The organism is Streptomyces sp. NPDC085932 (genome assembly GCF_044540525.1).
Taxonomy (GTDB): Bacteria; Actinomycetota; Actinomycetes; order Streptomycetales; family Streptomycetaceae; genus Streptomyces; species Streptomyces levis.
The window spans coordinates 148,518-171,914 of the sequence record NZ_JBITSJ010000002.1; the positions used below are offsets into that span (position 1 = coordinate 148,518).

The 23,397-nt window shown below is 68.1% G+C and carries 22 protein-coding genes and 2 pseudogenes; 15 read left to right on the top strand and 9 right to left on the bottom strand.

Features of this window, described 5'->3' with window-relative positions; all coding sequences use genetic code 11:
- Nucleotides 1–179 precede the first annotated feature (179 nt).
- The 4 genes and pseudogenes from ACIGAQ_RS09885 to ACIGAQ_RS09900 all read left to right on the top strand — a co-directional run.
- Nucleotides 180–980 carry an ABC-2 family transporter protein gene (locus ACIGAQ_RS09885; protein WP_362275552.1) on the top strand — a complete coding sequence of 267 codons (801 nt, stop codon included), beginning with the start codon at nt 180–182 and terminating at the stop codon, nt 978–980.
- On the top strand, nt 973–1,794 hold the full coding sequence (locus tag ACIGAQ_RS09890) for an ABC transporter permease (RefSeq protein WP_311688262.1): 822 nt from the start codon (nt 973–975) through the stop codon (nt 1,792–1,794). The genes ACIGAQ_RS09885 and ACIGAQ_RS09890 overlap by 8 nt, the downstream gene beginning before the upstream one ends.
- A 1-nt stretch (nt 1,795) precedes the next feature.
- Nucleotides 1,796–2,860 carry an ATP-binding cassette domain-containing protein gene (locus tag ACIGAQ_RS09895; RefSeq protein WP_399780950.1) on the top strand — a complete coding sequence of 355 codons (1,065 nt, stop codon included), beginning with the start codon at nt 1,796–1,798 and terminating at the stop codon, nt 2,858–2,860.
- Nucleotides 2,861–2,893: 33 nt separating this feature from the next.
- Nucleotides 2,894–3,580 (top strand): annotated as a pseudogene (locus ACIGAQ_RS09900) (DUF1707 domain-containing protein); the annotation flags it as partial.
- A gap of 60 nt (nt 3,581–3,640) precedes the next feature.
- On the opposite strand, the gene ACIGAQ_RS09905 reads toward ACIGAQ_RS09900, so the two are convergent.
- Nucleotides 3,641–4,972, bottom strand: coding sequence for an SGNH/GDSL hydrolase family protein (locus ACIGAQ_RS09905; protein ID WP_399780953.1), 1,332 nt, complete (start codon nt 4,970–4,972; stop codon nt 3,641–3,643).
- 164 nt (nt 4,973–5,136) lie between these two features.
- Between ACIGAQ_RS09905 and ACIGAQ_RS09910 the strand changes: the two genes are divergently transcribed.
- Both ACIGAQ_RS09910 and ACIGAQ_RS09915 read left to right on the top strand, forming a co-directional pair.
- Entirely contained in the window at nt 5,137–6,507 is a 1,371-nt protein-coding gene (locus tag ACIGAQ_RS09910) for a DUF445 domain-containing protein (RefSeq protein ID WP_399780955.1), read from the top strand.
- A 53-nt stretch (nt 6,508–6,560) separates the two neighbouring features.
- Nucleotides 6,561–8,153 (top strand): MFS transporter, encoded by a 1,593-nt coding sequence (locus ACIGAQ_RS09915; RefSeq protein ID WP_311688266.1) that lies wholly within the window; start codon nt 6,561–6,563, stop codon nt 8,151–8,153.
- 440 nt (nt 8,154–8,593) lie between these two features.
- Here the strand turns inward: ACIGAQ_RS09915 and ACIGAQ_RS09920 are convergent, their stop codons facing one another.
- Nucleotides 8,594–8,908 (bottom strand): hypothetical protein, encoded by a 315-nt coding sequence (locus ACIGAQ_RS09920; protein ID WP_311688267.1) that lies wholly within the window; start codon nt 8,906–8,908, stop codon nt 8,594–8,596.
- A gap of 185 nt (nt 8,909–9,093) precedes the next feature.
- Between ACIGAQ_RS09920 and ACIGAQ_RS09925 the strand changes: the two genes are divergently transcribed.
- From ACIGAQ_RS09925 to ACIGAQ_RS09940, 4 genes are all read left to right on the top strand, one after another.
- Entirely contained in the window at nt 9,094–9,516 is a 423-nt protein-coding gene (locus ACIGAQ_RS09925) for an Hsp20/alpha crystallin family protein (protein WP_179272312.1), read from the top strand.
- A gap of 164 nt (nt 9,517–9,680) precedes the next feature.
- Nucleotides 9,681–10,139, top strand: coding sequence for a DUF2267 domain-containing protein (locus ACIGAQ_RS09930; protein ID WP_399780960.1), 459 nt, complete (start codon nt 9,681–9,683; stop codon nt 10,137–10,139).
- 169 nt (nt 10,140–10,308) lie between these two features.
- Nucleotides 10,309–10,797 (top strand): MarR family transcriptional regulator, encoded by a 489-nt coding sequence (locus ACIGAQ_RS09935; RefSeq protein WP_399780963.1) that lies wholly within the window; start codon nt 10,309–10,311, stop codon nt 10,795–10,797.
- Between the two features lie 77 nt (nt 10,798–10,874).
- Entirely contained in the window at nt 10,875–11,249 is a 375-nt protein-coding gene (locus ACIGAQ_RS09940; RefSeq protein ID WP_399780966.1) for a VOC family protein, read from the top strand.
- A 286-nt stretch (nt 11,250–11,535) separates the two neighbouring features.
- Here ACIGAQ_RS09940 and ACIGAQ_RS09945 read toward each other — a convergent pair whose 3' ends face one another.
- Both ACIGAQ_RS09945 and ACIGAQ_RS09950 read right to left on the bottom strand, forming a co-directional pair.
- Nucleotides 11,536–11,763: a DUF397 domain-containing protein gene (locus ACIGAQ_RS09945; protein WP_399780969.1), complete on the bottom strand. Its 228-nt coding sequence runs from the start codon at nt 11,761–11,763 to the stop codon at nt 11,536–11,538.
- Nucleotides 11,760–12,608 (bottom strand): helix-turn-helix domain-containing protein, encoded by an 849-nt coding sequence (locus ACIGAQ_RS09950; RefSeq protein ID WP_399780972.1) that lies wholly within the window; start codon nt 12,606–12,608, stop codon nt 11,760–11,762. Before ACIGAQ_RS09950 ends, ACIGAQ_RS09945 begins: the two co-directional genes overlap by 4 nt.
- Before the next feature lie 205 nt (nt 12,609–12,813).
- Between ACIGAQ_RS09950 and ACIGAQ_RS09955 the strand changes: the two genes are divergently transcribed.
- Entirely contained in the window at nt 12,814–13,437 is a 624-nt protein-coding gene (locus ACIGAQ_RS09955) for an ATP-binding protein (RefSeq protein WP_399780976.1), read from the top strand.
- A 167-nt stretch (nt 13,438–13,604) separates the two neighbouring features.
- Here ACIGAQ_RS09955 and ACIGAQ_RS09960 read toward each other — a convergent pair whose 3' ends face one another.
- Nucleotides 13,605–14,303, bottom strand: a complete 699-nt coding sequence (locus ACIGAQ_RS09960; protein WP_399780979.1) for a hypothetical protein — start codon at nt 14,301–14,303, stop codon at nt 13,605–13,607.
- 312 nt (nt 14,304–14,615) lie between these two features.
- Nucleotides 14,616–15,287, bottom strand: a complete 672-nt coding sequence (locus ACIGAQ_RS09965) for a hypothetical protein (protein WP_399780982.1) — start codon at nt 15,285–15,287, stop codon at nt 14,616–14,618.
- A 544-nt stretch (nt 15,288–15,831) separates the two neighbouring features.
- Between ACIGAQ_RS09965 and ACIGAQ_RS09970 the strand changes: the two genes are divergently transcribed.
- The 4 genes from ACIGAQ_RS09970 (at nt 15,832) to ACIGAQ_RS09985 (ending at nt 21,295) form a co-directional block, all read left to right on the top strand.
- Nucleotides 15,832–16,530, top strand: coding sequence for a hypothetical protein (locus ACIGAQ_RS09970; RefSeq protein ID WP_399780985.1), 699 nt, complete (start codon nt 15,832–15,834; stop codon nt 16,528–16,530).
- 18 nt (nt 16,531–16,548) lie between these two features.
- Nucleotides 16,549–17,985 (top strand): hypothetical protein, encoded by a 1,437-nt coding sequence (locus ACIGAQ_RS09975; RefSeq protein WP_399780988.1) that lies wholly within the window; start codon nt 16,549–16,551, stop codon nt 17,983–17,985.
- The gene (locus tag ACIGAQ_RS09980; protein ID WP_399780991.1) at nt 17,982–19,799 is read left to right on the top strand and encodes a DEAD/DEAH box helicase; all 1,818 of its coding nucleotides are present in this window, start codon (nt 17,982–17,984) and stop codon (nt 19,797–19,799) included. Before ACIGAQ_RS09975 ends, ACIGAQ_RS09980 begins: the two co-directional genes overlap by 4 nt.
- A 146-nt stretch (nt 19,800–19,945) precedes the next feature.
- Nucleotides 19,946–21,295 carry a DNA cytosine methyltransferase gene (locus ACIGAQ_RS09985; RefSeq protein WP_399780994.1) on the top strand — a complete coding sequence of 450 codons (1,350 nt, stop codon included), beginning with the start codon at nt 19,946–19,948 and terminating at the stop codon, nt 21,293–21,295.
- On the opposite strand, the gene ACIGAQ_RS09990 is transcribed toward ACIGAQ_RS09985, so the two are convergent.
- From ACIGAQ_RS09990 to ACIGAQ_RS10000, 3 genes and pseudogenes are all read right to left on the bottom strand, one after another.
- Complete coding sequence (locus ACIGAQ_RS09990) at nt 21,224–21,688, bottom strand: very short patch repair endonuclease (protein ID WP_399780997.1); 465 nt, start codon at nt 21,686–21,688, stop codon at nt 21,224–21,226. The genes ACIGAQ_RS09985 and ACIGAQ_RS09990 overlap by 72 nt on opposite strands.
- Before the next feature lie 244 nt (nt 21,689–21,932).
- Complete coding sequence (locus ACIGAQ_RS09995) at nt 21,933–22,949, bottom strand: SEC-C metal-binding domain-containing protein (protein WP_362275243.1); 1,017 nt, start codon at nt 22,947–22,949, stop codon at nt 21,933–21,935.
- Between the two features lie 118 nt (nt 22,950–23,067).
- Nucleotides 23,068–23,397, bottom strand: a pseudogene (locus tag ACIGAQ_RS10000) (hypothetical protein); the annotation flags it as partial.

Consider the following 23,397-nt stretch of genomic DNA (forward strand, 5'->3'; position numbering starts at 1 on the left):
GCCGCTCGCCCTGGCCACGGGCGCCTCGGCCCACGCGGACGCAACGGATCGTACCGTCATTGCCGGTGCCGGCTCGCCTCGCGGCGCCCGCGCACGCGCCGGAAATCCCGTGGCAGGCCCGCCCGTCGGAGCACTAGGCTCCTGCGCTTCGGTGCCGGGCGGCGAGGAGGGTGGTGGAGGTGGGCTCGGGACGGTTGTACGCGGCCGTCGCGGCGGGCGGCTTCAGGCGGTACGCGACCTATCGGGCGGCCACGGCGGCCGGGGTGTTCACCAACACGGTCTTCGGCGTCATCCTCGTGCACACGTATCTCGCGCTGTGGGACGAGAAGCCGCACCTGGGCGGGTACGACCAGGCGCAGGCCGTGACCTATGTGTGGCTGGGGCAGTGTCTGTACGCGACGCTCGCCATCCAGGGCGGCGGGGCGGAGAAGGACCTGATGGAGCGCATCCGCACCGGTGAGATCGCCGTCGACCTGTACCGGCCGGCCGATCTGCAGCTGTGGTGGCTGGCCGGGGACGTGGGGCGGGCGCTGTTCCAGATGCTGGGGCGGGGCGTGATCCCCTTCCTGTTCGGCGCGGCGTTCTTCCCGATGGCGCTGCCGACGGACGTCACGCCGTGGGCGGCGTTCACGGTCACGCTGCTGCTGGCGGCCCTCGTCAGCTTCGCGATCCGCTATCTCGCGGCGCTGAGCGTGTTCTGGCTGATGGACGGCATGGGCGTCAACCAGGCCCTGATGGTCACGGGGATCTTCTTCTCGGGCATGGTGCTGCCGCTGAACGCGTTCCCGGGCGCGTTCGGCGAGGTGGTGCGGGTGCTGCCGTGGGCGGCGCAGATCCAGATGCCGGCGGACGTGCTGATGGGGGAGACGAGTGCGCTGCGGGCGTTCGCCTTCCAGGCGGCGTGGGCGGTGGCGCTGCTCGCGGCGGGGCGGCTGGTGCAGTCGGCCGCGACCCGGCGGGTGGTGGTGCAGGGTGGGTGAGCGCGGCGTGCTGCTGGAGGGGGTGCGGGCCTACCGGCTGATCGCCGGGATGTGGATGCGCTCCAGCATGACCTACCGGGCCTCCTTCGTGGTCACCGTCCTCGGCAACCTGACGGTGACCGGCCTGGACTTCGTGGGGATCCTGCTGATGTTCTCGCAGGTGGACTCGCTGGGCGGCTGGTCGCTGCCGGAGGTGGCCTTCCTGTACGGGCTGTCGGTGACGGCGTTCGGGATCGCCGATCTGCTGCTCGGCTCGATGGACGTGCTGGGCGCGAGGATGCGCGACGGCTCCTTCGACACGCTGCTGGTGCGTCCCGCCCCGGTGCTCGCCCAGGTGGGGGCGGACCGCTTCGCGCTGCGCCGGCTGGGCCGGATCACCCAGGGCGCGGTGGTGCTGGGCTGGGCGCTGGTGGCGGTGGACGTCGACTGGACGGCGGCGAAGGTGCTGCTGGTGCCGGTGATGGTGATCAGCGGCGCGGCGATCTTCTCGGCGGTGTTCGTGGCGGGCGCGGCCTTCCAGATCTTCGCGCAGGACGCCGCCGAGGTGCAGAACGCCTTCACCTACGGCGGGACGACGCTGCTGCAGTACCCGCCGAGCGTGTTCGGCAAGGACCTGGTGCGCGGGGTGACCTTCATGGTGCCGCTGGCCTTCGTCAACTGGGTGCCCGCCGCCCATGTGCTGGGCAGGCCCTATCCCGTCGCGCTGCCCGGGTGGACGGCGTACGCCTCGCCGCTGGTGGCCCTGGCGTGCGGCGCGCTGGCGGGCCTGGCGTGGCGGACGGGGCTGCGCTCGTACCGGAGTACAGGGAGTTGAGTTGACCGGTTCGGAAAGCGGGTTCATCGAACTCGACGGTGTCGAGAAGGTCTTCGAGGTGCGCAGGAAGACCGGCTTCATGAAGCGGGAGCGGCGGCAGGTGCGGGCCGTCGACTCGATCTCGTTCCGGGTGGCGAGCGGCGAGATGGTGGGCTACATCGGCCCCAACGGCGCCGGCAAGTCCACCACGATCAAGATGCTGACCGGCATCCTGACGCCCAGCGCCGGCCGGGTGCGGGTGGCGGGCATCGACCCCTCCCGGGACCGCATCCGTCTCGCGCACCGCATCGGCGTGGTGTTCGGGCAGCGTACGACGCTGTGGTGGGATTTGCCGCTGATCGACTCCTACCGGCTGATGCACCGCATGTACCGGATCCCCGACGCCCGTTACCGCGAGAACCTCGACCGGCTGGTCGAACTCCTCGGCCTGGCCGACCTGCTGGACGTGCCGGTGCGGCAGCTCTCGCTCGGGCAGCGGATGCGCGGGGACATCGCGGCGGCGCTGCTGCACGACCCGGAGGTGCTGTACCTGGACGAGCCGACCATCGGTCTCGACGTGGTCTCCAAGGCGAAGGTGCGGGAGTTCCTGCGGGAGTTGAACGCCGAGCGCGGCACGACGGTGCTGCTGACCACGCACGACCTCCAGGACATCGAGCAGTTGTGCAAGCGGGTGATGGTCATCGACCACGGACGGCTGATGTACGACGGGCCGCTCACCGGGCTGCACGAGGCGGGGGAGAGCGAACGGACCCTGGTGGTGGACCTGGAGCGGGAACTGCCGCCCATCGAGGCGCCGGCGCCGGCCCGGGTCGTCCGGGTGGACGGGCCGCGCCAGTGGCTGGCGTTCCCGGCGGCGGAGTCGGCGGCGCCCCTGGTGGCCGGGATCGCGGCGCGCTACCCGCTGGTCGACCTGTCGGTGCGGGAGCCGGACATCGAGGCGGTGATCGCGAAGATGCTGCACTCCATGGAGGAGAAGCCCGGGGACACTTCCCGGGACGCCCCCGGGCAGGCCGCTGGGAACACCCCCGGGGACGCCCCGAATCCGCCGGAGCGTGCGACCACGTAGTGCCCGGCAGGGGCAACTCGTAGGCTGCTGTGTATGACCGACGACGCAGTGCCGGACCTCCGCGCCTCCGACGCCGACCGCGAGAAGGTCGCCGACATCCTGCGGGACGCCCTCGCGGAGGGCCGGCTCGACATGACGGAGTTCGAGGAGCGGCTGGACGCGACGTACCGGGCGCGGACGTACGGGGAACTGGCGCCGATCACCCGGGACCTGCCCGCCCCGGGTGTCACGGCCCCGGTGGTGTCGCTGAGCAAGGAGCCCGCGGCCGGGCCGGGCTGGTCCGGGCGGATCGTCGGCGGCGCGGGCTCCTCCACGTGGGCCGTCGCCGTGATGTCCGGCTTCCAGCGCAAGGGCCGCTGGACGATGCCGCGCCGGTTCACCTGCTTCGCCTTCTGGGGCGGCGGGGAGATCGACCTGCGCGAGGCGGACTTCACCGAGCGCGAGGTCGAGATCAACGCCGTCGCGATCATGGGCGGGGTGGAGGTCATCGTCCCGCCAGGCGTGGAGGTCGTGGTCCGCGGCATCGGCGTCATGGGCGGGTTCGACCACCGTGAGGAGGGCGTGCCGGGCGAACCGGGCGCCCCGCGTGTGATCGTCACCGGCTTCGCCTTCTGGGGCGGCGTCGGGGTCCAGCGGAAGCTGACCCGTGCGGAGAAGCAGCGGATCCGCGAGGCCCGGCGCCAGGAGAAGCTGGAGCGCAGGGCGGACCGCCGGGAACTGGACTGAGACACCGGCCGCCCCCCTCCGCGCGAGGGGGGGGGCGGTGGAGCGCCGTCGGACCTACAGCTTCGCCGGTGCCGAGCCCTTCAGGGACTCCAGGTCGAACACCTCGGCCATGCGCGTGTAGCCCTTGTCACTGGGGTGCAGATGGTCGCCCGAGTCGTAGTCGGCGCGCAGCCGGCGCGGGTCGTACGGGTCGCGCAGCGCCTCGTCGAAGTCGACCACCGCGTCGAAGACCCGCCCGGAGCGGATCTCGGCGTTGATGGCCTGGCGCACCGACTCGCGCTGGTCCGTGTAGCCGCGGTGGCCGTGGAACGGCATCAGGGTCGCGCCCACGACCTTCAGGCCGCGCGCGTGGGCCTGGTCCACCAGCGTGCGCAGGCCGCCCAGGATCGCCTGGGGGTCGGCAAGCCGCGGGTTGCGCAGGATGTCGTTGACACCGAGGTCGATGACGACGACCTTGACGTTGGTCCGCTGCAGCACGTCCCGCGAGAAGCGGTTCAGGCCGCTGGGGTTGTCCGCGGGGCGGCCCAGCCCGTCGGTGAGGACCCGGTTGCCGCTGATGCCCTGGTTGACGACGCTGTAGCGCGGCAGGTCCCGCCCGGCGGCGATCTCCGCGCGCAGCCGGTCGGACAGGACGTCCGGCCACCGGTTGTTGGCGTTCATGGTGGACGTGATGCCGTCCGTCAGCGAGTCGCCGAGGGCGACGACCGTCCCCTCGGACTCGTTGCTCAGCACGTCCAGCGCGGTCAGGTACCGCCAGTTCTTGGTCTGCTCCGTGTACGGCGCGCCCGTCGTGTCCCGCGTGTGGTCGCCCTGCGCCAGGTAGGAGATCTGCCGGGCGTGCGGGTGGTAGGTCACGGTGCCGGAGCCGGCCGGGGTGTACGTGGTGATCAGCACGTCCGAGTCGTGGGGCACGGCGATGCGCACGGCATCGCTCATCACCTGCCGGCCGGGCGGGATGACGACCGTCGGGCCGCCGTTGAAGGTCAGCTGCCGCAGAGTGTCCGGGAGCGCGGCGGGTGTGCCGGGACCCGCTGCGAGGGCGATCGACGCGCCCGTGATGCTCAGCGGGGAGCGGCCGTAGAGATTGGACAGCGTCACGCGGGCACTCGTACCCCCGACGCTGGTGTGGACGACGTTGCGCACCGAACGGTCCGCCATGCCCGTCGTCTCGGTGCCGGGTTCGCCGGCGGCCGGGGACGTGGACCAGGTGCTGACCCAGGTGCCGGTGGAGGCGGGAGCGGCGGAGTTCGGGGCGCGGCCGTCACCGAGGGCGTTCCGGCCCGGCTCGCCGTTGTCGGACGCCACCCCGACGTATATGGCGGTGGAAAGGGCCACGATCGCTGCGACGACCAGGCCCAAGAGGGCGTAGCCACGTCCTCGGGTCATGCTGTGTAGTTCTCCTCGGGCGATGGGAGCCCAAGGCTCCGATCTGATGTGCCCATGATGCGTCATGGACCGGGGGAGGCTCACAGGACCCCGTGGCAATACCCCCTCCCGACAGACGCCGGGAACTCCTGTTCCGTTCCAGGAGTCGGTCAGGAAGGGACAATGTGTGCGGGATCACCGAGCGGGTGGAGCGGATGGAACGGACGAAAACGGAAGAAAAGGTCAGTGCCGGCGAGGAGCATGCCCGCCCCGGCGCCACCGTGAACCGTGCGATGACGACCTTCAGCCCGGCGGACGAGGAGAAACAGCGCGGCGTACGCCGGATGAAGCTCACCGCCACCGGACTGCTGCTGTTCGTGGCCCTGGTCTACGTGCTCGCCAAGATCGCCCAGAACTCCGGCGCCGGCGCCTGGGCGGGCTACGTCGCCGCCGCCTCCGAGGCCGGCATGGTCGGCGCGCTCGCCGACTGGTTCGCCGTCACGGCCCTCTTCCGGCACCCCCTCGGCATCCCCATCCCGCACACCGCGATCATCCCCACCAAGAAGGACCAGCTCGGCGTCTCCCTGGGCGAGTTCGTCGGGGAGAACTTCCTCTCCGAGGACGTCGTGCGCCAGCGGCTGCGCGCCGTCGGCATCGGCAGCCGCCTCGGCGCCTGGCTCGCCGTGCCCGAGCACGCCGACCGGGTCACCGCCGAGCTGTCCACCGCCCTGCGCGGCGCCCTGACCGTGCTGCGCGACTCCGACGTCCAGGCCGTGGTCGGCGAGGCCATCACCCGCCGTGCGGGCGCCCAGGAGATCGCACCCGGCATCGGCAAGATGCTGGAGAAGGTCGTCGCCGACGGCGGCCACAAACGGGTCGTCGACCTCGTCGTCACCCGCGCCCACGACTGGCTCGTGCTGCACGGTGACTCCGTCATGGACGCCGTGCAGGGTGGCGCCCCCGGCTGGACCCCGAAGTTCGTCGACCGCAAGGTAGGCGAGCGCGTCTACAAGGAACTGCTGCGCTTCGTCACCGAGATGCGCGACATGCCCGCCCACCCCGCGCGCGGGGCCCTCGACCGCTTCCTCACCGACTTCGCCTCCGACCTGCAGTCCGACACCGACACCCGCGCCCGCGTCGAACGGCTCAAGGGCGAGGTCCTCGGCCGCGGCGAGGTGCAGGACCTCATCGCCAGCGCCTGGACCGCCGTCCGCTCCATGATCGTCGCCGCCGCGGAGGACGAGCGCAGCGAGCTGCGGCTGCGCGTCCGCGCCTCCCTGCTCTCGCTGGGCTCCCGGATGGCCGGCGAGCGCAAGGTGCAGGACAAGGTCGACAAGTGGGTGGAGGACGCGGCCGTCTACGTCGTCACCACCTACCGCAAGGAGATCACCTCCCTGATCACCGACACCGTCGCGAGCTGGGACGCCGAGCACACCACGAAGAAGATCGAGGCCAACATCGGCCGCGACCTGCAGTTCATCCGCATCAACGGCACGGTGGTCGGCTCCCTGGCCGGCCTGCTGATCTACACGGTGACGCACGCGCTCGGGGCGTAAGGAGACCCCGGCCGGGCACCCGATGGGGGTTCTTCTCGACGAGGAGGGAGCCCATGGCCACCGCGCAGGCCGAGACCGGCCGGACCCTGACCACCGACATCCCCGCCAGACTCGACCGCCTCCCGTGGTCGCGCTGGCACTGGACGATCGTCATCGGTCTCGGCACCGTGTGGATCCTCGACGGTCTCGAAGTCACCGTCGTCGGCAACATCGCGAGCCGCCTGTCGGAACCCGGCAGCGGCCTGCCCATCACCTCGGGGGAGGTCACCGGCATGGCCGCCGCGCTCTACGTGGCGGGGGCCTGCACGGGAGCGCTGTTCTGGGGGCGCCTCACCGACAAGTGGGGGCGCAAAAAACTCTTCATGATCACCCTGGCGGTCTACCTGGGGGCCACGGCCCTCACGGCGATCTCCTTCGACACCTGGTGGTTCTTCCTCTTCCGGTTCCTCACCGGCTTCGGCATCGGCGGCGAGTACGCGGCCATCAACTCCGCGATCGACGAACTGATCCCCAAGGAGTACCGCGGCCGCGTCGACCTCATGATCAACGGCAGCTTCTGGCTGGGCGCGGTCTTCGGCTCCCTGCTGTCGATCGTCGCGCTGGACACGGACATCTTCGCCGCCAACGTCGGCTGGCGCCTGACCTTCGCCCTCGGCGCGGTCCTCGCCCTGGTCATCTTGCTGGTCCGCCGGCACGTCCCGGAGAGCCCACGCTGGCTGCTGATCCACGGCCGTGACGACGAGGCGGAACGCATCGTCTCCTCCATCGAGCAGGAGATCGAACGCGAGAACGGCAAGCCGCTGCCGCCCGCGGAAGGCGAGATCACCATCCACCAGCGCCGCAGCGTCTCCTTCCTGGAGATCGGCCGCACGGTCTTCTCGGACTACCGCAGGCGCGCCATCCTCGGCTTCTCCCTCTTCATCGGCCAGGCGTTCCTGTACAACGCCATCACCTTCGGCTTCGGCGCGATCCTGACGACGTTCTTCGACGTGCCCAGCGGCAACACCGGCTACTACTTCGCCGTCATCGCGCTCGGCAACTTCTGCGGCCCGCTGCTGCTGGGCAAGCTGTTCGACACGGTCGGCCGCCGCGTGATGATCTCCGGCACGTACATCCTGTCCGGCCTGCTCCTGTTCGGCACCGCCTGGCTCTTCGACCAGGGCTCGCTGAGCGCGGCCACGATGACGGCGTGCTGGTGCGCGGTCCTGTTCTTCGCCTCGGCCGGAGCCTCCAGCGCCTACCTGACGGTCTCCGAGATCTTCCCGATGGAGACCCGCGCGATGTCGATCGCGTTCTTCTACGCCATCGGCACCGCGGCCGGCGGCATCAGCGGCCCGCTGCTGTTCGCCAAGCTCACGGAGTCCGGCGTCGTCGGCGACACGGTCCTCGCCTTCTCGATCGGCGCGACGCTGATGTGCCTGGCGGGCCTGGTGGCGGCGCTGCTCGCGGTGAACGCCGAACGCCGCTCCCTGGAGGACATCGCCAAGCCGCTGACAGCGGCGGCGGGCAAGGCGAAGTCCGGCGTCCGCGGCGGTGGCGACTCCCAGGACCCGGGCGCGGGTCCGGGCGCGGGTCCTGGGTCGACTCCGGGCGCGGGTCCGGGTGCGGGTCCGGGCTCGCCGGGATCCAGCCCGGCGACGGCGTAGCACCGAAGCACCGACGGGCCGGGCGTGGGCGGGCAGCGGGACGGCCGGCCGCCCACGCCGGGTCCGTAGTTCCGACGGACCGGCGGCACCGGAAGCTGCGCTATAGTTGATCTGCGCCCGCTCGCCGAACTCCGGCCGAGGGGCGATGCGTTGGTGGTCCAAGGAAAGACGCCCCACTTCCTGTGGGGAGATGCAGGTGCAAGGCCTGCCCGGCGCTCCATCCGAGAACCCGGCCCTGGTGACAGGGCCGGGTTCTTTGCTGTGTGTTCAGGAGCCCGCCCTCACGGTCTCGCCCTGACAGGCCCGCCCTGATGGGCCCGACGTGTCGGCGCGAGGCCGGACCCGAGACCGCGCGGCTTCAGGGCCCTGCACGGCATAGCAGCGCCCTGCACGGCATAGCAGGGCCCTGCACGGCATGGCCCTGCACCCATGGCATGGCCCTACACCCCGCCGCCCCGCCGCCGGTCCGCCACCACCCACGACGCCAGCCCCACGGCCCCCGCCACACCGAACACGGCAGGCCATGCCCCCACCTTCCGGGCCAGCGGATGCGACCCGGCGAACGCGGCGACGTAGGCGGCCGACAACGCCCCCGCGGCCACCCCGCCCGCCTGCTGCCGCCACTGCCGCGCGGCCGCCGCACCGGCGACGGCGAGGACGGCCCCGCCGAGCGGCCGCTGCCTGGTCCACCGGGCCACGCCGTACCCGCCCACGAGCCCGCTCGCCGCCACCACCGCGCTGGGAACCTTCGCCATGTCTGCCTCCTGCCACGCCCACGCCCACGCTTACGAGATCACGAGGCTAACCCTCCACAGGACAGACGCGGAGACCACCGCGAACCTGAGTCGGAGGTTGTCAAGTTTCCTCCTCCGAGCTATATAAGAAGACGCAGAACGTAGGGCATCGCACACACAGCGCCTGAAGAGAGGAGTGACCCGTGATGCTCATGCGCACGGACCCCTTCCGTGAACTCGACCGGCTCACCCAGCAGGTCCTGGGCTCCGCCGCCCGCCCGTCCGCGATGGCGATGGACGCCTACCGCTCCGGGGACGACTTCTTCGTCCACTTCGACCTCCCCGGCATCGACCCCGAGACGATCGAGCTGGACGTCGAACGCAACGTCCTCAACGTGCGAGCCGAGCGCAGGTCCCCCGCCCCCGAGGGCGCGGAACCGCTGGTCGCCGAGCGCCCCACCGGCACTTTCACGCGCCAGTTGTTCCTCGGCGACACGCTGGACACGGAGCGCATCGACGCCTCGTACGAGGCCGGCGTCCTGACCCTGCGCATCCCCGTGGCCGAGCAGGCCAAGCCCCGCCGCATCCAGATCACGGGCGGCGACAGCCGCAGGCAGATCAGCGGCTGACCGCACGCCGGATCAGCGGCTGAAACCGCACCACGGATCAGCGGCTGACCGCACCACCCCGCGAACACCGCCCGTCCACGGGTCGTGCCACCGCTCGCGGCACGCGCACACGGTGGCACGACCCGGGAGGACCGCACCCACGCATCCGGAGGAAGAACCCGCACATGAGCACGGCGAGCACGGCGACAGTGCCCGGTGTGACCACGAGGGACCACGAGGACGACGACGGCTGGCCCCGACTCGTCGAGGCAGTCCGCGCGTCGGGCCAGTACGACACCCTGACCAAGGCCGAGCAGGTCACCCGTACGGTCCTGGCGGCCCTCGGCGCCCACGTCATCGGCGACGAACGGGTCGACCTCGCCCGCGCCCTCCCCGAAGAGGCGGCCCGCCTGATCGCCTCCCAGATCCCGGCCACGCACCGGCTGACCGCCGCGCGGTTCGTCGACGAGGTGGCCTCCCGCACGCCGGGAGCCACCCCCGCCACGGCCCGCTGGGACGTCAGCTCCGTCCTCAGCGCGCTCCCGCCCCTGATCGGCGACGACCTGGTGACCCGCATCCTGACCCAACTCCCGCCGGGCTACGCCCTCCTGTTCGGCCGGGCGGACCTGAGCCCAGCGGCCTGACCACCGAACCCCGAACCCCACCCGACGGCCACCCCGGCAAGGCCCGGGGCGGCCGTCACGCAGCGGCCGGAACGACGTCGTCCTTGACCTCGACCTTGCTTGAGCTCCTAGGTTCAACCCGTCTCTCCCACCCGGGGGGGAACACATCACACACGGGAGAACCGAAGTCATGAGCACCCGAACCGAAGCCCTCAGGGAGTACCCAGACGAGGAGCTGGCCGCCCAGCCGATCGGCGCTTGGACCGGTCAGGCCTACCGCAGGGTCGTGGGGGCCATCCGCGCCCAACTGGCAGTGGAGAACCTCACGCAGCCCCACTGGTGGACCCTGAACCACGCCGCTGGCGCCCCGGGCACCTGGACCCGGGCCACCCTCACCGCCCGCCTGGCCCCCTACGACGACCAGGACACCGACTTCGACGCGGTCTACGACGACCTGACGGCTCGGGGCTGGCTCACCGAGGACGACACGACAGGCGGCCTGACCCTCACGGACGGGGGCGAGGCCGCCCGCCTCCGGGCCAGGGAACGCAACCTCCGCGTCCACCACCAGACCCACGACGGCATCTCCCAGGCCGACTTCATCACCACGATCAACGTCCTGCGCCGCATGGTCGCCAACCTGGGCGGCGACGGCAATCTGCCCGATCCCGCCAAATAGTTCGACAGCGCCCGGCCTCGCCGACGATGCTGCGGAGCGCACGGCACCTCTGGCCACCGACGGGACGGAACCGACCGTTGAACCCCACCCTCCGCCACATCACCTTCGACTGCACGGGCGAGCCCTATGAACTGACCCGCTTCTGGTCCGACTTCCTCGGCCACCCGATCTCCGACTCGGACAAGCCCGGCGACGACGAGGTCCTGATCGAACTACCGGCCGGCACACCCGGACTCCTCTTCATCAGGACCGGAGACCCCAAGAAAACCAAGAACCGCCTCCACTTCGACCTCGCACCCACAGGCCGCACCCGCTCCGAGGAGGTCGACCGAGCGCTCTCCCTCGGCGCGCGCGTCGCAACAGACCGCACCCTCCCGAACGGCCGCGGCTGGGTCGTGATGACCGACCCGGAGGGCAACGAGTTCTGCATCGAACGGGGGGAGCGGGGCTGAACCACCGAGGTGCGAGGAAGGACTGGCGGGAGCCACCGAAAGAGGCAAGAAAATACACCGCGGGCCCGCACCCGGCGACGGACACTGCCCCCAGCCACCCGGCCCGCCGCCCCACCCCCGGGCCGCCCGGCCGGGCATCACTTCGCGGTGGAGGGGCGGGCGTCAAGAGTGAAGCGCAGCGCAATCGGCGAAGCCGACGCCCGGAGGGCGCTCTTGACACCCGCCCCGGAACCGCCAACCTGAGAAAAACCGGGCGGCCGTGAGTAGCTCCTGGCCGACCAGCGGTTCAGCAACCTCTACCAGCTGCAGTCCCATCCCGCTTGACCGTCTGGACGAAGGACCGCCAAGCATCGCAGCCCACTGCAATCGGGTGCGCCTGAGCAACCTTCGTGTCACGGACCAGGGCGCCGTCTTCGACGAAGGCGCACTCGACGCACTCACCCCCCGCGCCATTGCTGTAGGAGGAGGTGAACCACACCGGACGGCCGCTGCCGCCGGACTCGGGCGATATCACTGCGCGTAATCCTTCACGATCGACTCGATCAACAGGGCCGAGCGTTGGGGACTCAAGGCTGCTGCCCGCAAGCCGTCGAACGCTCTGGTGTACTCCCGCACATGATGCTCGCCTTCCAGATACACGGCATCTGTAATGCCGTCTCTGTACACGACATCCGGATCTTCCGGAGCCGGGAAGCCCAGCATGGTGAATGACCCAGTGGCCGGATAGGTCCCTGCGTCGAATGGAAGAACCTGGAGAGTGACGCTGGGCAAAGCGGCCGTTTCCAAGAGCCGTTCCAACTGTTCGCGCATCAGGGCCCGGTCGCCGATGACATGGCGCAGAGACCCCTCATTGACGATGAACCAGGCATCTGGGGCATCTGGTCGTCGCAGTAGGGTCTGCCGCTCCATACGCACCCGAACCGCTCTCGCCGTGTCCTCGGCGGGCATGTGTCCCCCGGCCCGGTGCAGTTCGGACGCGTACGCCTCCGTCTGCATCAAACCGGGCACGACCTCGCTCTGATACTGGCGGAACGTAGAGGCGTCCTGCTCCAGGCCGATGTAGATGTTGAACCATTCGGGAACGCCGGCCCCGTGCTCCTGCCACCACCCGCGCACCTTTGCCTGCCGGGCAAGGGCCTTGAGGAACTCGCGCAGCTCATCACTCGTGCCGTAGAACCGGCACAGGGCGTCGATGTCCGACGGCTGGACGCGCCCGCTGCCCGTCTCCATCCGGTTGACTTTCGAGCCGCTCCAGTCCAGGGCCTCACCGACCTGTGCGCAGGTGAGGGAGCTCTTCTCGCGCAGCTTCTTGAGCTCGATGGAGAGGCGCCGACGGCGTGCCGTGGGTGATCCGGCCATCTCAACCCTCTTTCGATTAGCGGGCGATCAGTCTTGCGCCAAGGGATGTGACTGCCAATCACTCAGAAGTGGGAATCCCTTGCTGCATATTGCACGGCGGGATGCGCAGACCGCACCCTGGTTTCGAGAGCAACGCTCAGTGAACTGCTGTGACGTTGTGGCGCCGACTGATACCAGAGGGGTCTTCGTGTGCCAGGAAGCCTGCATGCCACGCAAGCCGTGGGACATCGTCTTCACGGCCGAACCCGCGGAGGTGACCGCCCTTCGCCGGGCCATGCGGACGCACCTGGGCGTCTGGGGATTGGACGAACTCGTGGACGAGGCCCAGCTGTGCCTCAGTGAACTGGTCGCCAATGTCATTACGCATGTCGGCCCCGGCACTCCGGCGACCTTGGCCGTGTCCCTCAACGGCACGCATCTGCGCATCGAAGTACACGACCCGGACACCCGCGCACTGCCCGTCCTCGGTGATGCCGGCCTGGACTCCGAGGGCGGCAGAGGGATGGCTCTCGTGGATGCCCTCGCCGATCGCTGGGGTGTACTGCTGCGTCCGGACCGGAAGGTCACATGGTGCGAACTGGCGACGAACCTGACTACGCACGACGGTCACATGACGGCTCCCGGTGTGACGCGAGCCGAAGCTCTCCTCGGTTTCTACGCCACGGTGCAGTCACCCCGCAGACCTGAGATGAGCAGGCTGGGCTCCGCTGCGGCGGAGGAGACGGCGATCGCGGCGATTACCGACTTCCTCCACTGGTTTCGAGCACACGGCCGAGATCCGGACGACATGCTCGACCGCGCGCAGATGCGATTCGAGTCCCGGCAGTAACCTCACGGCAGGGTCGGTGAGCGAGCCGAGCCGACTACCTTGCCGCTCGCGGCACCAGCTGTGCCACGCTGCCCGTTCTGGGCATGGCGCCGTCTCGTGCTGGTTCAGGCGGCAGGATGACCGGTGTCTCGAAGAGCACCGGTCATCCCGGGTGTGGGCAGGAGGAGTCAGTCCTCCTCGATCAAAGCGCCTGCGAGTTTCAGCATGACCTCCACCCTGTCGTCATGCTTCAGCCGGAGCCACTGGACAAAGAGCCTCTCGACCTCATCGCGCTCCGGCTGCCCTGACTGCATAAGCCGGTACAGGCGCCGCTTCTCGGCGCGACTGCTGAGGCGAGAGGCCTGTTCCACGATCTCTTCGCGAGTGGGCAACGGCTTGCCGGCCCCGCTTCCCCGGCTGCAACGCTGACACTCCACCCGCAGGTTCGACAGCTCCGTGTTCGCTGGCGAGCTCGGATCAATGAGGTGAACACCGAGGGCCGCCTTCTCGTCCTTGTCATCCGGGAAAGCCTCTCCGGCCCTTGTGCCGCACATCTGGCACAGAGAGTCGACCGCTTCGATGGCTTCCCTGCGGCGAGTAGCGGAGATCCGCGGCCGTGAAGGACGCCCCGGCTGTTCACCAAGGTCGATACGAGTGCCGATCGCTGTGAGCCGGTACTCATCGGGTTGGAGGTGCGGGTCCGTCTTGTAGTTGTCGATCTGCCAGCCCAGCTCGCGTAGGTCACGCATGCGGCGATCCACCTGAGCCACTCCGGGAACGCCCTGGAACAGTTCGAGCTTCTTGAACACCTTGCCTTCGCCCTTGGCCGCAAGAAATTCCGCGACCCTCACCTTCGAAGAACGCCTCACGGCGCGTTCCTGTGCCATTGCATCCCCTCAGGGCCATGTAGAGGTACGACGGCGCCACTCGATGCAGTGACGGCCCGAACGAATGTACCGCCGTCCCGCCTGTTCGTACAGACGGCGGCGTTCGGCAACGTCCGGCAGGCGAGTGTGGGAGGGCGGCCTGCGCGGGGTGTGCGGGGACCCGTCGTGTAGCCGACCGAGGCCGGCGATCGGGGCGTCCCGTCAGGGGTGTGGCCGCAGGGCATCTCCCTGCGGGCCAGCCGTAGCGGGGCCGTTCGTCGGGCGTCTCCTGTGCCCTTGTGAGAGGAACCGCCGCCTTGCGGCGCCGACGTGTCAGCCCATCGCCGCCCGGAGCAGAGCGCCGGCGTCATCCGGTGCACCCTGCCTATGAAGCTCCCAGGTCACGTGCATGACCTCTCGATCTCGGTGGTCGCGGCCATAGATATGAATCAAGTTGTCCACTAGTTCGTCCTGCCGTTCCTGGCGGAGTGCCCTGAACAGCGCCGCGGTCTCGACAGGACTGAGAACTTCGGTGGTGTGACGCAGCAAGGCCAGTGCGGCTTCTTGCCGGCCGTCACTCCGCAACTCGGCTGCTCGCTTCGCTACCTGCCGTGCTGCTGACACATCGCTCTCACTCCGCTGCCGGTCCCCTCTCCGGCGGGGGACCGGCAGCGGAGCCTGCGCCGCCTGAGTGGTCAGCCGTGCCTGCAAGCCGGCCCTAGTGGCCCGCAGCTTGAAGACGGCATCCTTAAGCGACTTGACTTCTCGCCGGAGGGCTTCCAGCTCAGCCGCGCTGTCTGAGGCTGACTGCCGTACTGAGGCTAGCTTTGCTTCCGCTGTCGTTGTCTGCGCCTCAGCGGATGCCAGTTGTGACCGCAGGGCAACGCAGCTCTGGCACCGTTCATCTAACGCCGCCTTGTGGAGTTCCCGCAGGTCGTCGAGGCTGATGCCGAGAACGCGTTCACCCCCAGCATCGGCGACGGCCGTCTTGTACAGATGTTCCACGGAGGGCAGCCGCGGAACCGACCGCCCGCTCAGGAATCGGGACAGCGAGCTTTCACTGCACAGCAAGTGTCTAGCTGCGTCCGCCTGGGTGGGGGCTGTATGTGGTGACTTACCCGACGGCGGAGGTGTGATGTGGCGGCAAAGGTCCTGGAGGGCCCTGGCCAGGGCTCGCTGGCCTGGCGGAACGTCACTGCGAATCTCCTTGTCTATCCAGTTGCGTGCGGCTGGGGCGCTCCGGGTTCCGTCCATGAGCTTCCGCCTCCCCGTATCAGTGGTTTCTGGCCGGTGGCCTGGCCCGCAAGCCCTGGTGGTCAACCCTGAGCCTGCATGGGTCCCGCAATTGTGCCTGAAGGGCAGGGAGTTGCTGCTTGCTATTTGCGGAGCAAGTGTTCAACCGCTGGACTTCCTTTCGGGTGGTGGTGTCAGACTGGTGAGGCAGCCGCCCGAGAAGCAAGCGGGGGGACGTGAGCCGGGTGCGTGTCGGTTTCCATCGCCATGCACGGCTGATTGCGGTATGCCGTTTTGATATGACCGGAGGCGATGGATGACGCTGCCGTCGTGGCAGGACCCAAAGCTGGGAAGCATGGCGCGGGCGGCCCTATGGCTGCTGCAGGTGGTTGGGGAGGGAAACGTCTTCACGAAGCCCCAGCTGCGGTCGGCTTTCCCGGAGGTCGCTCAGATTGACCGGCGGACCCGGGATCTCAGGGACCACGGATGGCGGATCGACACGAGTCGCGATGATGTGTCTCTGAAGCAGCAGGAACAGCGTTTCGTTGCGAGGGGCGCCGATGTCTGGGTGCCAGGTAAGTCGAAAGCGCCTAAGCACAAGAACAGCCTCACGACTGCACAGCGCCTCAAGATCTTCCAGGCTGACAACCACCTCTGCCGGTCCTGCGGAATCGCTGGTGGTGAAGCGTACGAGGATGGCATCACGCTCTCGGTTCTGAATGTGGCCCGCAGGAAGGTAGTGCTGCCAGACGGCGGGAACGACTACCAGTTCGTCACCGAGTGCAAGCGTTGCGGGGCCGGCAGCAGCGATCGTGAGGTCGATCTCGGCGTGATTTTGGATCTTGCCGAATCGCTGGCGCCCATGGAGCGGCAGATCTTCCTGGCGTGGATCGCAGCCGACCAGAGGTCACTCAGTCCCATGGAGAAGATGTGGGGCATCTACAGGACTCTCCCGGAGGAGTCCCGCAAGGCCGTCGCCGACGCGTTGCACGACATGGATGACCAGGATCACTAGACAGGACGGGGAACAACGATGCTGCGGGAACTCCCGCCGCCGCCGCGCGCGGCCGAGTTCAGTGAGCTGATCAAGAAGAAGGTGGAGGAGGTCAAGGCAGCCGGCGGCACTAGGGAGACCGTCACGGTTGACTGGAACGAGCAGCAGGCTCATGTCGAGGTCGTCGACCTGCCCCTTAGCGGGCTGTACTTCAATCCCAGCACCCACCGGATCCGGGCTCAGCGCAGTCACGACGCAACCCGTGATGAGCTGCTTGAGAAGGATCCGTGGTGCGCGGAAAGCCAGGATTACCTGCGTTTTCTGCTGAAGGCTTCGCCGGCCGACCCGAATATCCGTGACACCGACTTTGACAAGCTCAAGGAGAGTTTGGAGCAGTTCGGGCAGAACGATCCCGGCCTTGTGACACATCAAGGCGTGCTTGTGAATGGAAACACGCGTGCCGCCGCACTGCAGGAACTCGGTGCGCAGTCGATGCGTGTCGGCGTGCTGCCCGAGTCGTTCACATGGGCGGATATCAACGCTGTCGAGCTGTCGCTCCAGCTGCGTAAGGACCACCGTCGCGACTACTCGTACATCAACCGGCTTCTGGCGATGGAGGAGCAGGCTGCAATCGGTCGCACTCCGGAGCAGATCGCCAAGGCCTTCCGTATCCAGGTGAAGACCTATCACCAGGAGCGCTGGATCTTGAGCACTATCCGGGAGCTCATCGACCGCAGCAAGAGCGGTGGAGGCGTGACCCTGCGGCTAGTGGACTGGGAAGGTGCCCAAGAACGCCTCAAGGAGCTTCATCGTCTATACGTGAAGCTTGAGTCTGTCGACCGGGACCAGGCGGAGATCCTCAAGGAGTGGCGACTGGCTGCCATCCTTTTGGACTTCTCGAAGACGGACGTGCGGCACATCGATGAGGAGTTCCTGAAGGAGGATCATCTCGCTCGTGCCTTGCCGGCCACGCTGGCCGAGTCAGGCACCGGTTCGGCCGGTCATGAGACGGTGGCAATCCCTGGGCTTGACCTGGCTGTTCCAGCAGCCTCATCTGCCGTGTCCCGGGCGCGAGCGCTGAATGACCAGATTCTGCGGGCCAGCGCCGAGATCCGCAGCGGGAACTCGCCTCTGGCTGACAGCGACAAAGCACAGGGACAGGCCGTGCTGGACGACGCCAGGAAGGCGTTCGACGATGCGATCGAAGCTGCCGGTCGCAGTGCGCGTCTGCGTAAGCGGAAGCAGCTTGCGCCTACGCGGCTCGCGGAAGCCTGCGCGAGTATCGATCAGTGCGTGATGGACCTCGTCCAGGCCCGTACCTCCAGGAGTCTGGACGAGGAGGCCTTCGACGAAGCCGTGCTGAAGCTGCGTGCAAGCCTCCGCAAGCTCGCACAACAGGCTGGCAGAGGCCTTCCCAACCCCGGTGACGGGGTGGCCTGGCTGCTTGAAGCCGCGGCTGCGGAGGGTCGTCAGTGACAGGGAACGCGCCCGGAACATCCCTCCATCTCGGCTTCGATGAGACGCGCACTCGTGTCGTGCTCAGAACGACCGACCAGTATCAACAAGATCTTGTCCAACTGGCCGCCCGATTCCGTACGGGCGGCCAGCTCGGCCCGCTCACTGCGTCGGTTGCCCTCGACGAATTGCTCGCGGACCTCAGTGTTCTTAGCGGCTGGCCGCATCACCAGGGGGTGGAATGGGCACCTGAGCTCCGAAACCTCGTAGCGGGGGTGGTCCGCGACGCCAACACGGTCAAGGAACGTCTCGACGGTTCCAGGCCGCAAGGGGAGGTCAGCCCCGACGAGGTACCGAGCCTATTGGGCGAGACCTGGAAGGCGGAGCTCAGCGAGTTCCAGCTCCGGGACATCGCGAAGCTGCTGACCCTTCAGCATGGGGCGAACTTCAGCGTTCCTGGAGCCGGAAAGACTCGTGTAGCCCTAGCGGTGTATGCGGCGCAGAAAGCTCGGGGCCGCGTGAGCCGACTCCTGGTGGTCTGCCCCAAGTCAGCGTACGAGTCGTGGCGTTATGAGACAGCCGTGTGCTTCAGCTACCCGCTGCGCACTCACGTTCTCGATGGCTCCATGGATCAGTGGGCCGAAGTACTGATCGTCAACTACGAGCGACTTGACCGCTCCCTGGCTACGTTGGCAAGTTGGCTGAAGTCGGAACCCTCAATGATCATCCTCGACGAGGCACACCGGATGAAACTGGGAGCCCGGGGAACCTACGGTGCCGCGTGCATGGCTCTTGGTCCACTTGCCGAGAGGCGGATGATTCTCACCGGCACGCCGGCGCCCAACGGTTCGAAGGATCTGGAGAATCTTCTCGGCTTCGTCTGGCCAGGGCATGGGCAGCGAACAGTCGTACAGGCCGTGGCAGGTGGGGACCTCGCCTATGCCAGCTCTGTCCTCCGGCCGCTGTTCACCCGGACGACGAAGCAGGAACTGGGCCTTCCCCCGGTCTGGCTGAGAATGCGGTACGTCGACATGCCTCCACTGCACAACGAGATCTACAGCTCGCTGGTAGGTGGTGAGAACAGCCGTGCTGCCAGGGATGACCTGAGTTCGCTCGGCAAGACCGCTCTGCGGTTGCTGATGGCGGCCACCAGCCCAGCGCTCCTCCTGGAGGGCGGTAGCCGGTATGAGCCCCTGGCGTATCAGCTGCCGCCGCTGGAGGTTCCACAAGGCAGTTCCCTGTACTCGCTCCTGCAGAACCTGCCGGACTATGAACTGTCGCCCAAGTACAAGGAAGCGGTGGCCATCGTGGCGGAAAACGCCGCACAAGGCCGGAAGACGCTGGTCTGGACGATGTTCGTCCGTAGCCTCACGACTCTGGAACAGATGCTGGAGAAGTACAGTCCCGCAGTCGTCTACGGTGGCACGCCTGACCGGGACGAGCAGTTGCGGCGCTTCCGCGAAGACCCGAGCTGCATGGTCCTGATCTCCAACCCTGCGACTCTCGGGGAGGGCATCAGCCTGCACCAAATCTGCCATGACGCTGTGTACGTGGACCGTGACTTCATGGCAGGCCGGTTCCTGCAAAGCCTCGACCGCATCCACCGGCTGGGGCTGGCGCCCGGGACAGACACTCGCGTCACCGTTCTGGCTGTTCGGAACACCATCGACGAGGTCGTCACGGCCCGCCTGGACCAGAAGCTGGAGTTCATGGGGAAGATCCTCGACGACCCCACCGTGCAGCAGCTAGCCGACCTGCAGGAGGAGCCGGCGGTGGCGGCTGGCCTCGCGCCGAACGACATTGAGGCCCTGCTCAGGCACATCGGCGGCGACTAGCGGCGAGCAGCTCTCCCGGCCCGCCTCAGCCCCGGATTGGGCCGGGAATCAGGAGCAGTGCGAGACTCTTGTTGCCTTACGCGGTGCACGATCACCGTCTCTGTAAGACTTGGCAACAGTTTTGAGTCACCTCCGGAAGGAGCGCCATGCGCCCCAGCGGCCAGCAGCGTCCGCAGTTCGCCACGCCACTGACCTCGATCGAGATCTGTGCAGGGGCAGGCGGACAAGCTGTTGGGCTGCACAACGCAGGCTTCGACCACTTGGCGCTCGTCGAGTGGGAGCCGGATGCGGTAGACACGCTCCGAGAGAACGTGGGCGATTGGCCCGGCTGGACCCCGGAGCGAGCCAAGGCGCTGAGGCCTATGGATGTCAAGAAGTTTCTTGACTCCGACGAGTACAAGGAACTCGGCCTTGGTGACAGAAGGCTTGACCTCCTTGCTGGCGGGGTACCCTGTCCTCCCTTCTCTCTGGCGGGGAAGAGGCTCGGAAAGGATGACGAACGAGACTTGTTCCCCGCTGCCTTGGAGATTGCTGAGGCCCTCCGGCCGAGGGCGGTGATGATTGAAAATGTCCGAGGTATTCTGGAGCCGCCTGAGGTTTTCATGGAGTACCGCATGTGGATCCTCGACAGGCTTCGGGGCCTGGGCTATCTGGTCCCAGAAATCGACGTAACTGAAACTCCTCGTTATCAAGATAGAGTAATGCGGCGCGTTTGGCGACGGCTGGACGCAAGCGATTTTGGGGTTCCTCAATTGCGACCCCGTGCCATCTTGGTTGCGATCCATAAGGACGTGATCGAGGAAGGCGTGGAGTTTGTGTGGCCGCAGCGGGTGTCACGAAGGCAAGTATCCGTGGTCGGCAAGCTCCGAAGGACCATGAGGGAGCGTTGCGAGGATTTCTGGGATAAGAACGAGGACGGTGAGCTCGCCGAGCCCGGTGACTGGACCGGGAAAGACGTCTTCTATAAATGGCTTCTGGAGGCTAAGAACGCCAGGGACGCGGGAAGAGGCGTAGCGCCGACTCTGGTGGGCGGATCGAGGAAACACGGCGGGGCAGATCTTGGTCCCACCCGAGCGAAGCGGGCATGGGGGGCGATGGGTGTCAACGCTATGGGTGTAGCTAACGATCGCAAGGAATGTGACCCCAAGCGGGATCTCTTCAGGCCCGCTGGACCGATGCTGACAGTCGAGCAGGCCGCCATCATCCAGGGGTTCCCGCGGGATTGGGATTTTCAGGGACGGAAGACGGCTCGATACCGTCAAGTTGGCAATGCGTTCCCGCCTCCCGTTGCTGAAGCCGTGGGGCGGGCTATCGCTGCGGTCCTCCGGCCAGAGCACCGGGAAGAGCTGCTTGAGGGTTATGTCATGGAGAGCGAAGGGAATCCCGCTACCGCAGCGGATCCTGAGCAGATGGAAATCCCCGTGTCAGGGGTTATCCCTGGGGCTGGTCCGGCGGGCTATGACCGTAGCGGCGATTACGTCGGCGCACCTGCCTGACGGCTCGTGCTCCCAGAAACGGAGCACGAGCCACCCGGCTTCCTTGAGTCGCTGATCAGTGTCTCGGTCGCGTTCCACATTGCGGAGCACCTTCTCTGACCAATATCCGGAGTTGGTCCTGGGAGGGATGTAGTGCTCGGGGCAGCCGTGCCAGTAGCAACCGTCGATGAACACGGCTACCTTCACTGATCGAAAAACCATGTCGGCTGTGCGGCGCAGGTCGGGGATAGGGCGGGCTGCGACGCGGTAGCGCAGGCCTTGTGCGTGCACCAGCCGACGGATCAGCTTCTCGGGCTTGGTGTCGCGGCTGCGGATGGCCTGCATGTTGCGACGGCGGGCGGCAGACGAAGCCCAGGAACCCTCTGGTGCTTCCCAAGTCGGATCTTCGGACACACGGCAGAGGGTAGTCCGCGGTAGGACAGGGTCCACAGGCGCTCCAGGAGGCCGCCCGTCCCGAGACGCTCCAGCATGGGAAAGAAGCGAGCAGGGCGGCCCCGGAAGCGGGACCAAGCGTTCGTAGTGCAGTAGTCAGGGGTCCGGCCGCCCGACGCAGCGTGGATGCGTCAGCGTTTCGCGCATGCGGGGGCGGCCCGGGACCGCTCGCTGGTGGGGTGTCGTGTCGCGCCGTCGGCCCGAGTCACGCCGCGCTGCCGTGACACGCGCCATAGGCCCGGCCCGAGCCGCACCAGCAGTTCGATTCGTCCTGTGGGGGCCAGGCGACGGCTCGGCCTCGGGCCGCCAGGGTCGTTGCGTACTGGGGGAGCAGGGTGGGGTCGTCGGGGGACGAGCCCTCCGATGCCGCGAAGGCCTCGTAGGACGGGACCGTGCCGGTGACGATGCCGAGGTTCGGGGTGCCGGAGGCGGCCAGTTCGCGGAGGGCGCGCTCTATCGACGCGAGGTGTTCCTCGTGGGAGGGGTACTCCTCGGCCAGGGACGGATACGCCTGGAGGAGCTCCGTCAGTTCCGTCGCCGGCCAGTGCAGGATCGCCACCGGGAACGGGCGGGAGAGGGCCTCGCGGTAGGCGCCCAGTTCCGCGCGGAGGCGGAGGATCTCCGCCTCCAGTTCCGCCGGGTTCTCCGAGCCGAGGGACCACACGCGCTTGGGGTCGTGGAGTTCGTCGAGGGAGACCGGCAGGGAGTGGACCGTGTCGGCCAGGGCGTCCCACTCGTCGTGAGTGCGGCCCAGCATGCGGCGCACCCGGTGCCGGCCGAAGAGCAGGGGGTGGGTCGGCTGCGGGGGCCGCGGCACGTCCGTCAGCAGCAGGCGTACCGCCTCCGTGAAGGTGTCGTGGGCTGCTTCCAGCTCGTCGTGCGACTCCAGGGTCTCGGCCACGATCACCCAGGGGGCCGGGTCCCGCGGCGCCGCTGTCCGGATGCCGTCGACGATCGCCCTGGCCTCGGCCTCGTGGCCGTACTCCCAGAGGTTCGAGGCCTTGAGCGCCCGCACCAGGTGGGGGTGGTCGAGGGCCTCCGGGGAGGACAGGAGGCGGTCGTAGAGCTTCGTCGCGGTGGGGCGGTCGCCGGCGAGTTCCAGGTGGGCCGCCGCCCGCAGCAGCAGGGCCTCGGCGTCCTCGGGATACAGGCCGGCGGTCCGCTCCAGGCGTGCCGCCTCGGCGGTGTGGTCGACGTTTTCGGCAGGCGTGTCGGGGCGCATGGGGGACACCGTACTGCCGGGAGGTGACAAGCGTGAGAGATGCGCAGGCCGGACCGCGTCCGCGCGCACGCTCATCACCGGGGCTTTACCGTTCGCCCCGAACCGCCGCCAGGTCCGGTTACGGCGTCACGTTGTCTATCTGGAGTGTTTGCACCGATTTCGCCGCGAAGGGGACAGCGACCGACTTTCCGTTCAGGCGGAGGTCCGAGCGCGGCGTGTAGAGGTCGCCGCCCCCCGTCGTGACCGTGTTCCAGCGGGGGACCAGGCCCGAGGAGCCGCCCGTCACGGTCGTGAAGCGGGAGAGGTCGAAGGTGAGGGTCTGGGGGGTGGGGGGGGGGGTGGGGGGCCCCCCCCCCCCCCCCCGGGGGGGTGGGGGGGTAGCCCCCGCCCCGGATGGCAACCCCCCGGGCCCGGTGCGGGAAGGCGGGGGGGGGGTGGGGGGGGAAAA

Bases quoted from the DNA above. Each gene is read 5' to 3' on its own strand.
- ACIGAQ_RS09905 (WP_399780953.1), bottom strand. From the start codon at position 4,972: ATGACCCGAGGACGTGGCTACGCCCTCTTGGGCCTGGTCGTCGCAGCG.
- ACIGAQ_RS09915 (WP_311688266.1), top strand. From the start codon at position 6,561: ATGGCCACCGCGCAGGCCGAGACCGGCCGGACCCTGACCACCGACATC.
- ACIGAQ_RS09920 (WP_311688267.1), bottom strand. From the start codon at position 8,908: ATGGCGAAGGTTCCCAGCGCGGTGGTGGCGGCGAGCGGGCTCGTGGGC.
- ACIGAQ_RS09925 (WP_179272312.1), top strand. From the start codon at position 9,094: ATGCTCATGCGCACGGACCCCTTCCGTGAACTCGACCGGCTCACCCAG.
- ACIGAQ_RS09930 (WP_399780960.1), top strand. From the start codon at position 9,681: ATGAGCACGGCGAGCACGGCGACAGTGCCCGGTGTGACCACGAGGGAC.
- ACIGAQ_RS09935 (WP_399780963.1), top strand. From the start codon at position 10,309: ATGAGCACCCGAACCGAAGCCCTCAGGGAGTACCCAGACGAGGAGCTG.
- ACIGAQ_RS09950 (WP_399780972.1), bottom strand. From the start codon at position 12,608: ATGGCCGGATCACCCACGGCACGCCGTCGGCGCCTCTCCATCGAGCTC.
- ACIGAQ_RS09955 (WP_399780976.1), top strand. From the start codon at position 12,814: ATGCCACGCAAGCCGTGGGACATCGTCTTCACGGCCGAACCCGCGGAG.
- ACIGAQ_RS09960 (WP_399780979.1), bottom strand. From the start codon at position 14,303: ATGGCACAGGAACGCGCCGTGAGGCGTTCTTCGAAGGTGAGGGTCGCG.
- ACIGAQ_RS09970 (WP_399780985.1), top strand. From the start codon at position 15,832: ATGACGCTGCCGTCGTGGCAGGACCCAAAGCTGGGAAGCATGGCGCGG.
- ACIGAQ_RS09975 (WP_399780988.1), top strand. From the start codon at position 16,549: ATGCTGCGGGAACTCCCGCCGCCGCCGCGCGCGGCCGAGTTCAGTGAG.
- ACIGAQ_RS09985 (WP_399780994.1), top strand. From the start codon at position 19,946: ATGCGCCCCAGCGGCCAGCAGCGTCCGCAGTTCGCCACGCCACTGACC.
- ACIGAQ_RS09995 (WP_362275243.1), bottom strand. From the start codon at position 22,949: ATGCGCCCCGACACGCCTGCCGAAAACGTCGACCACACCGCCGAGGCG.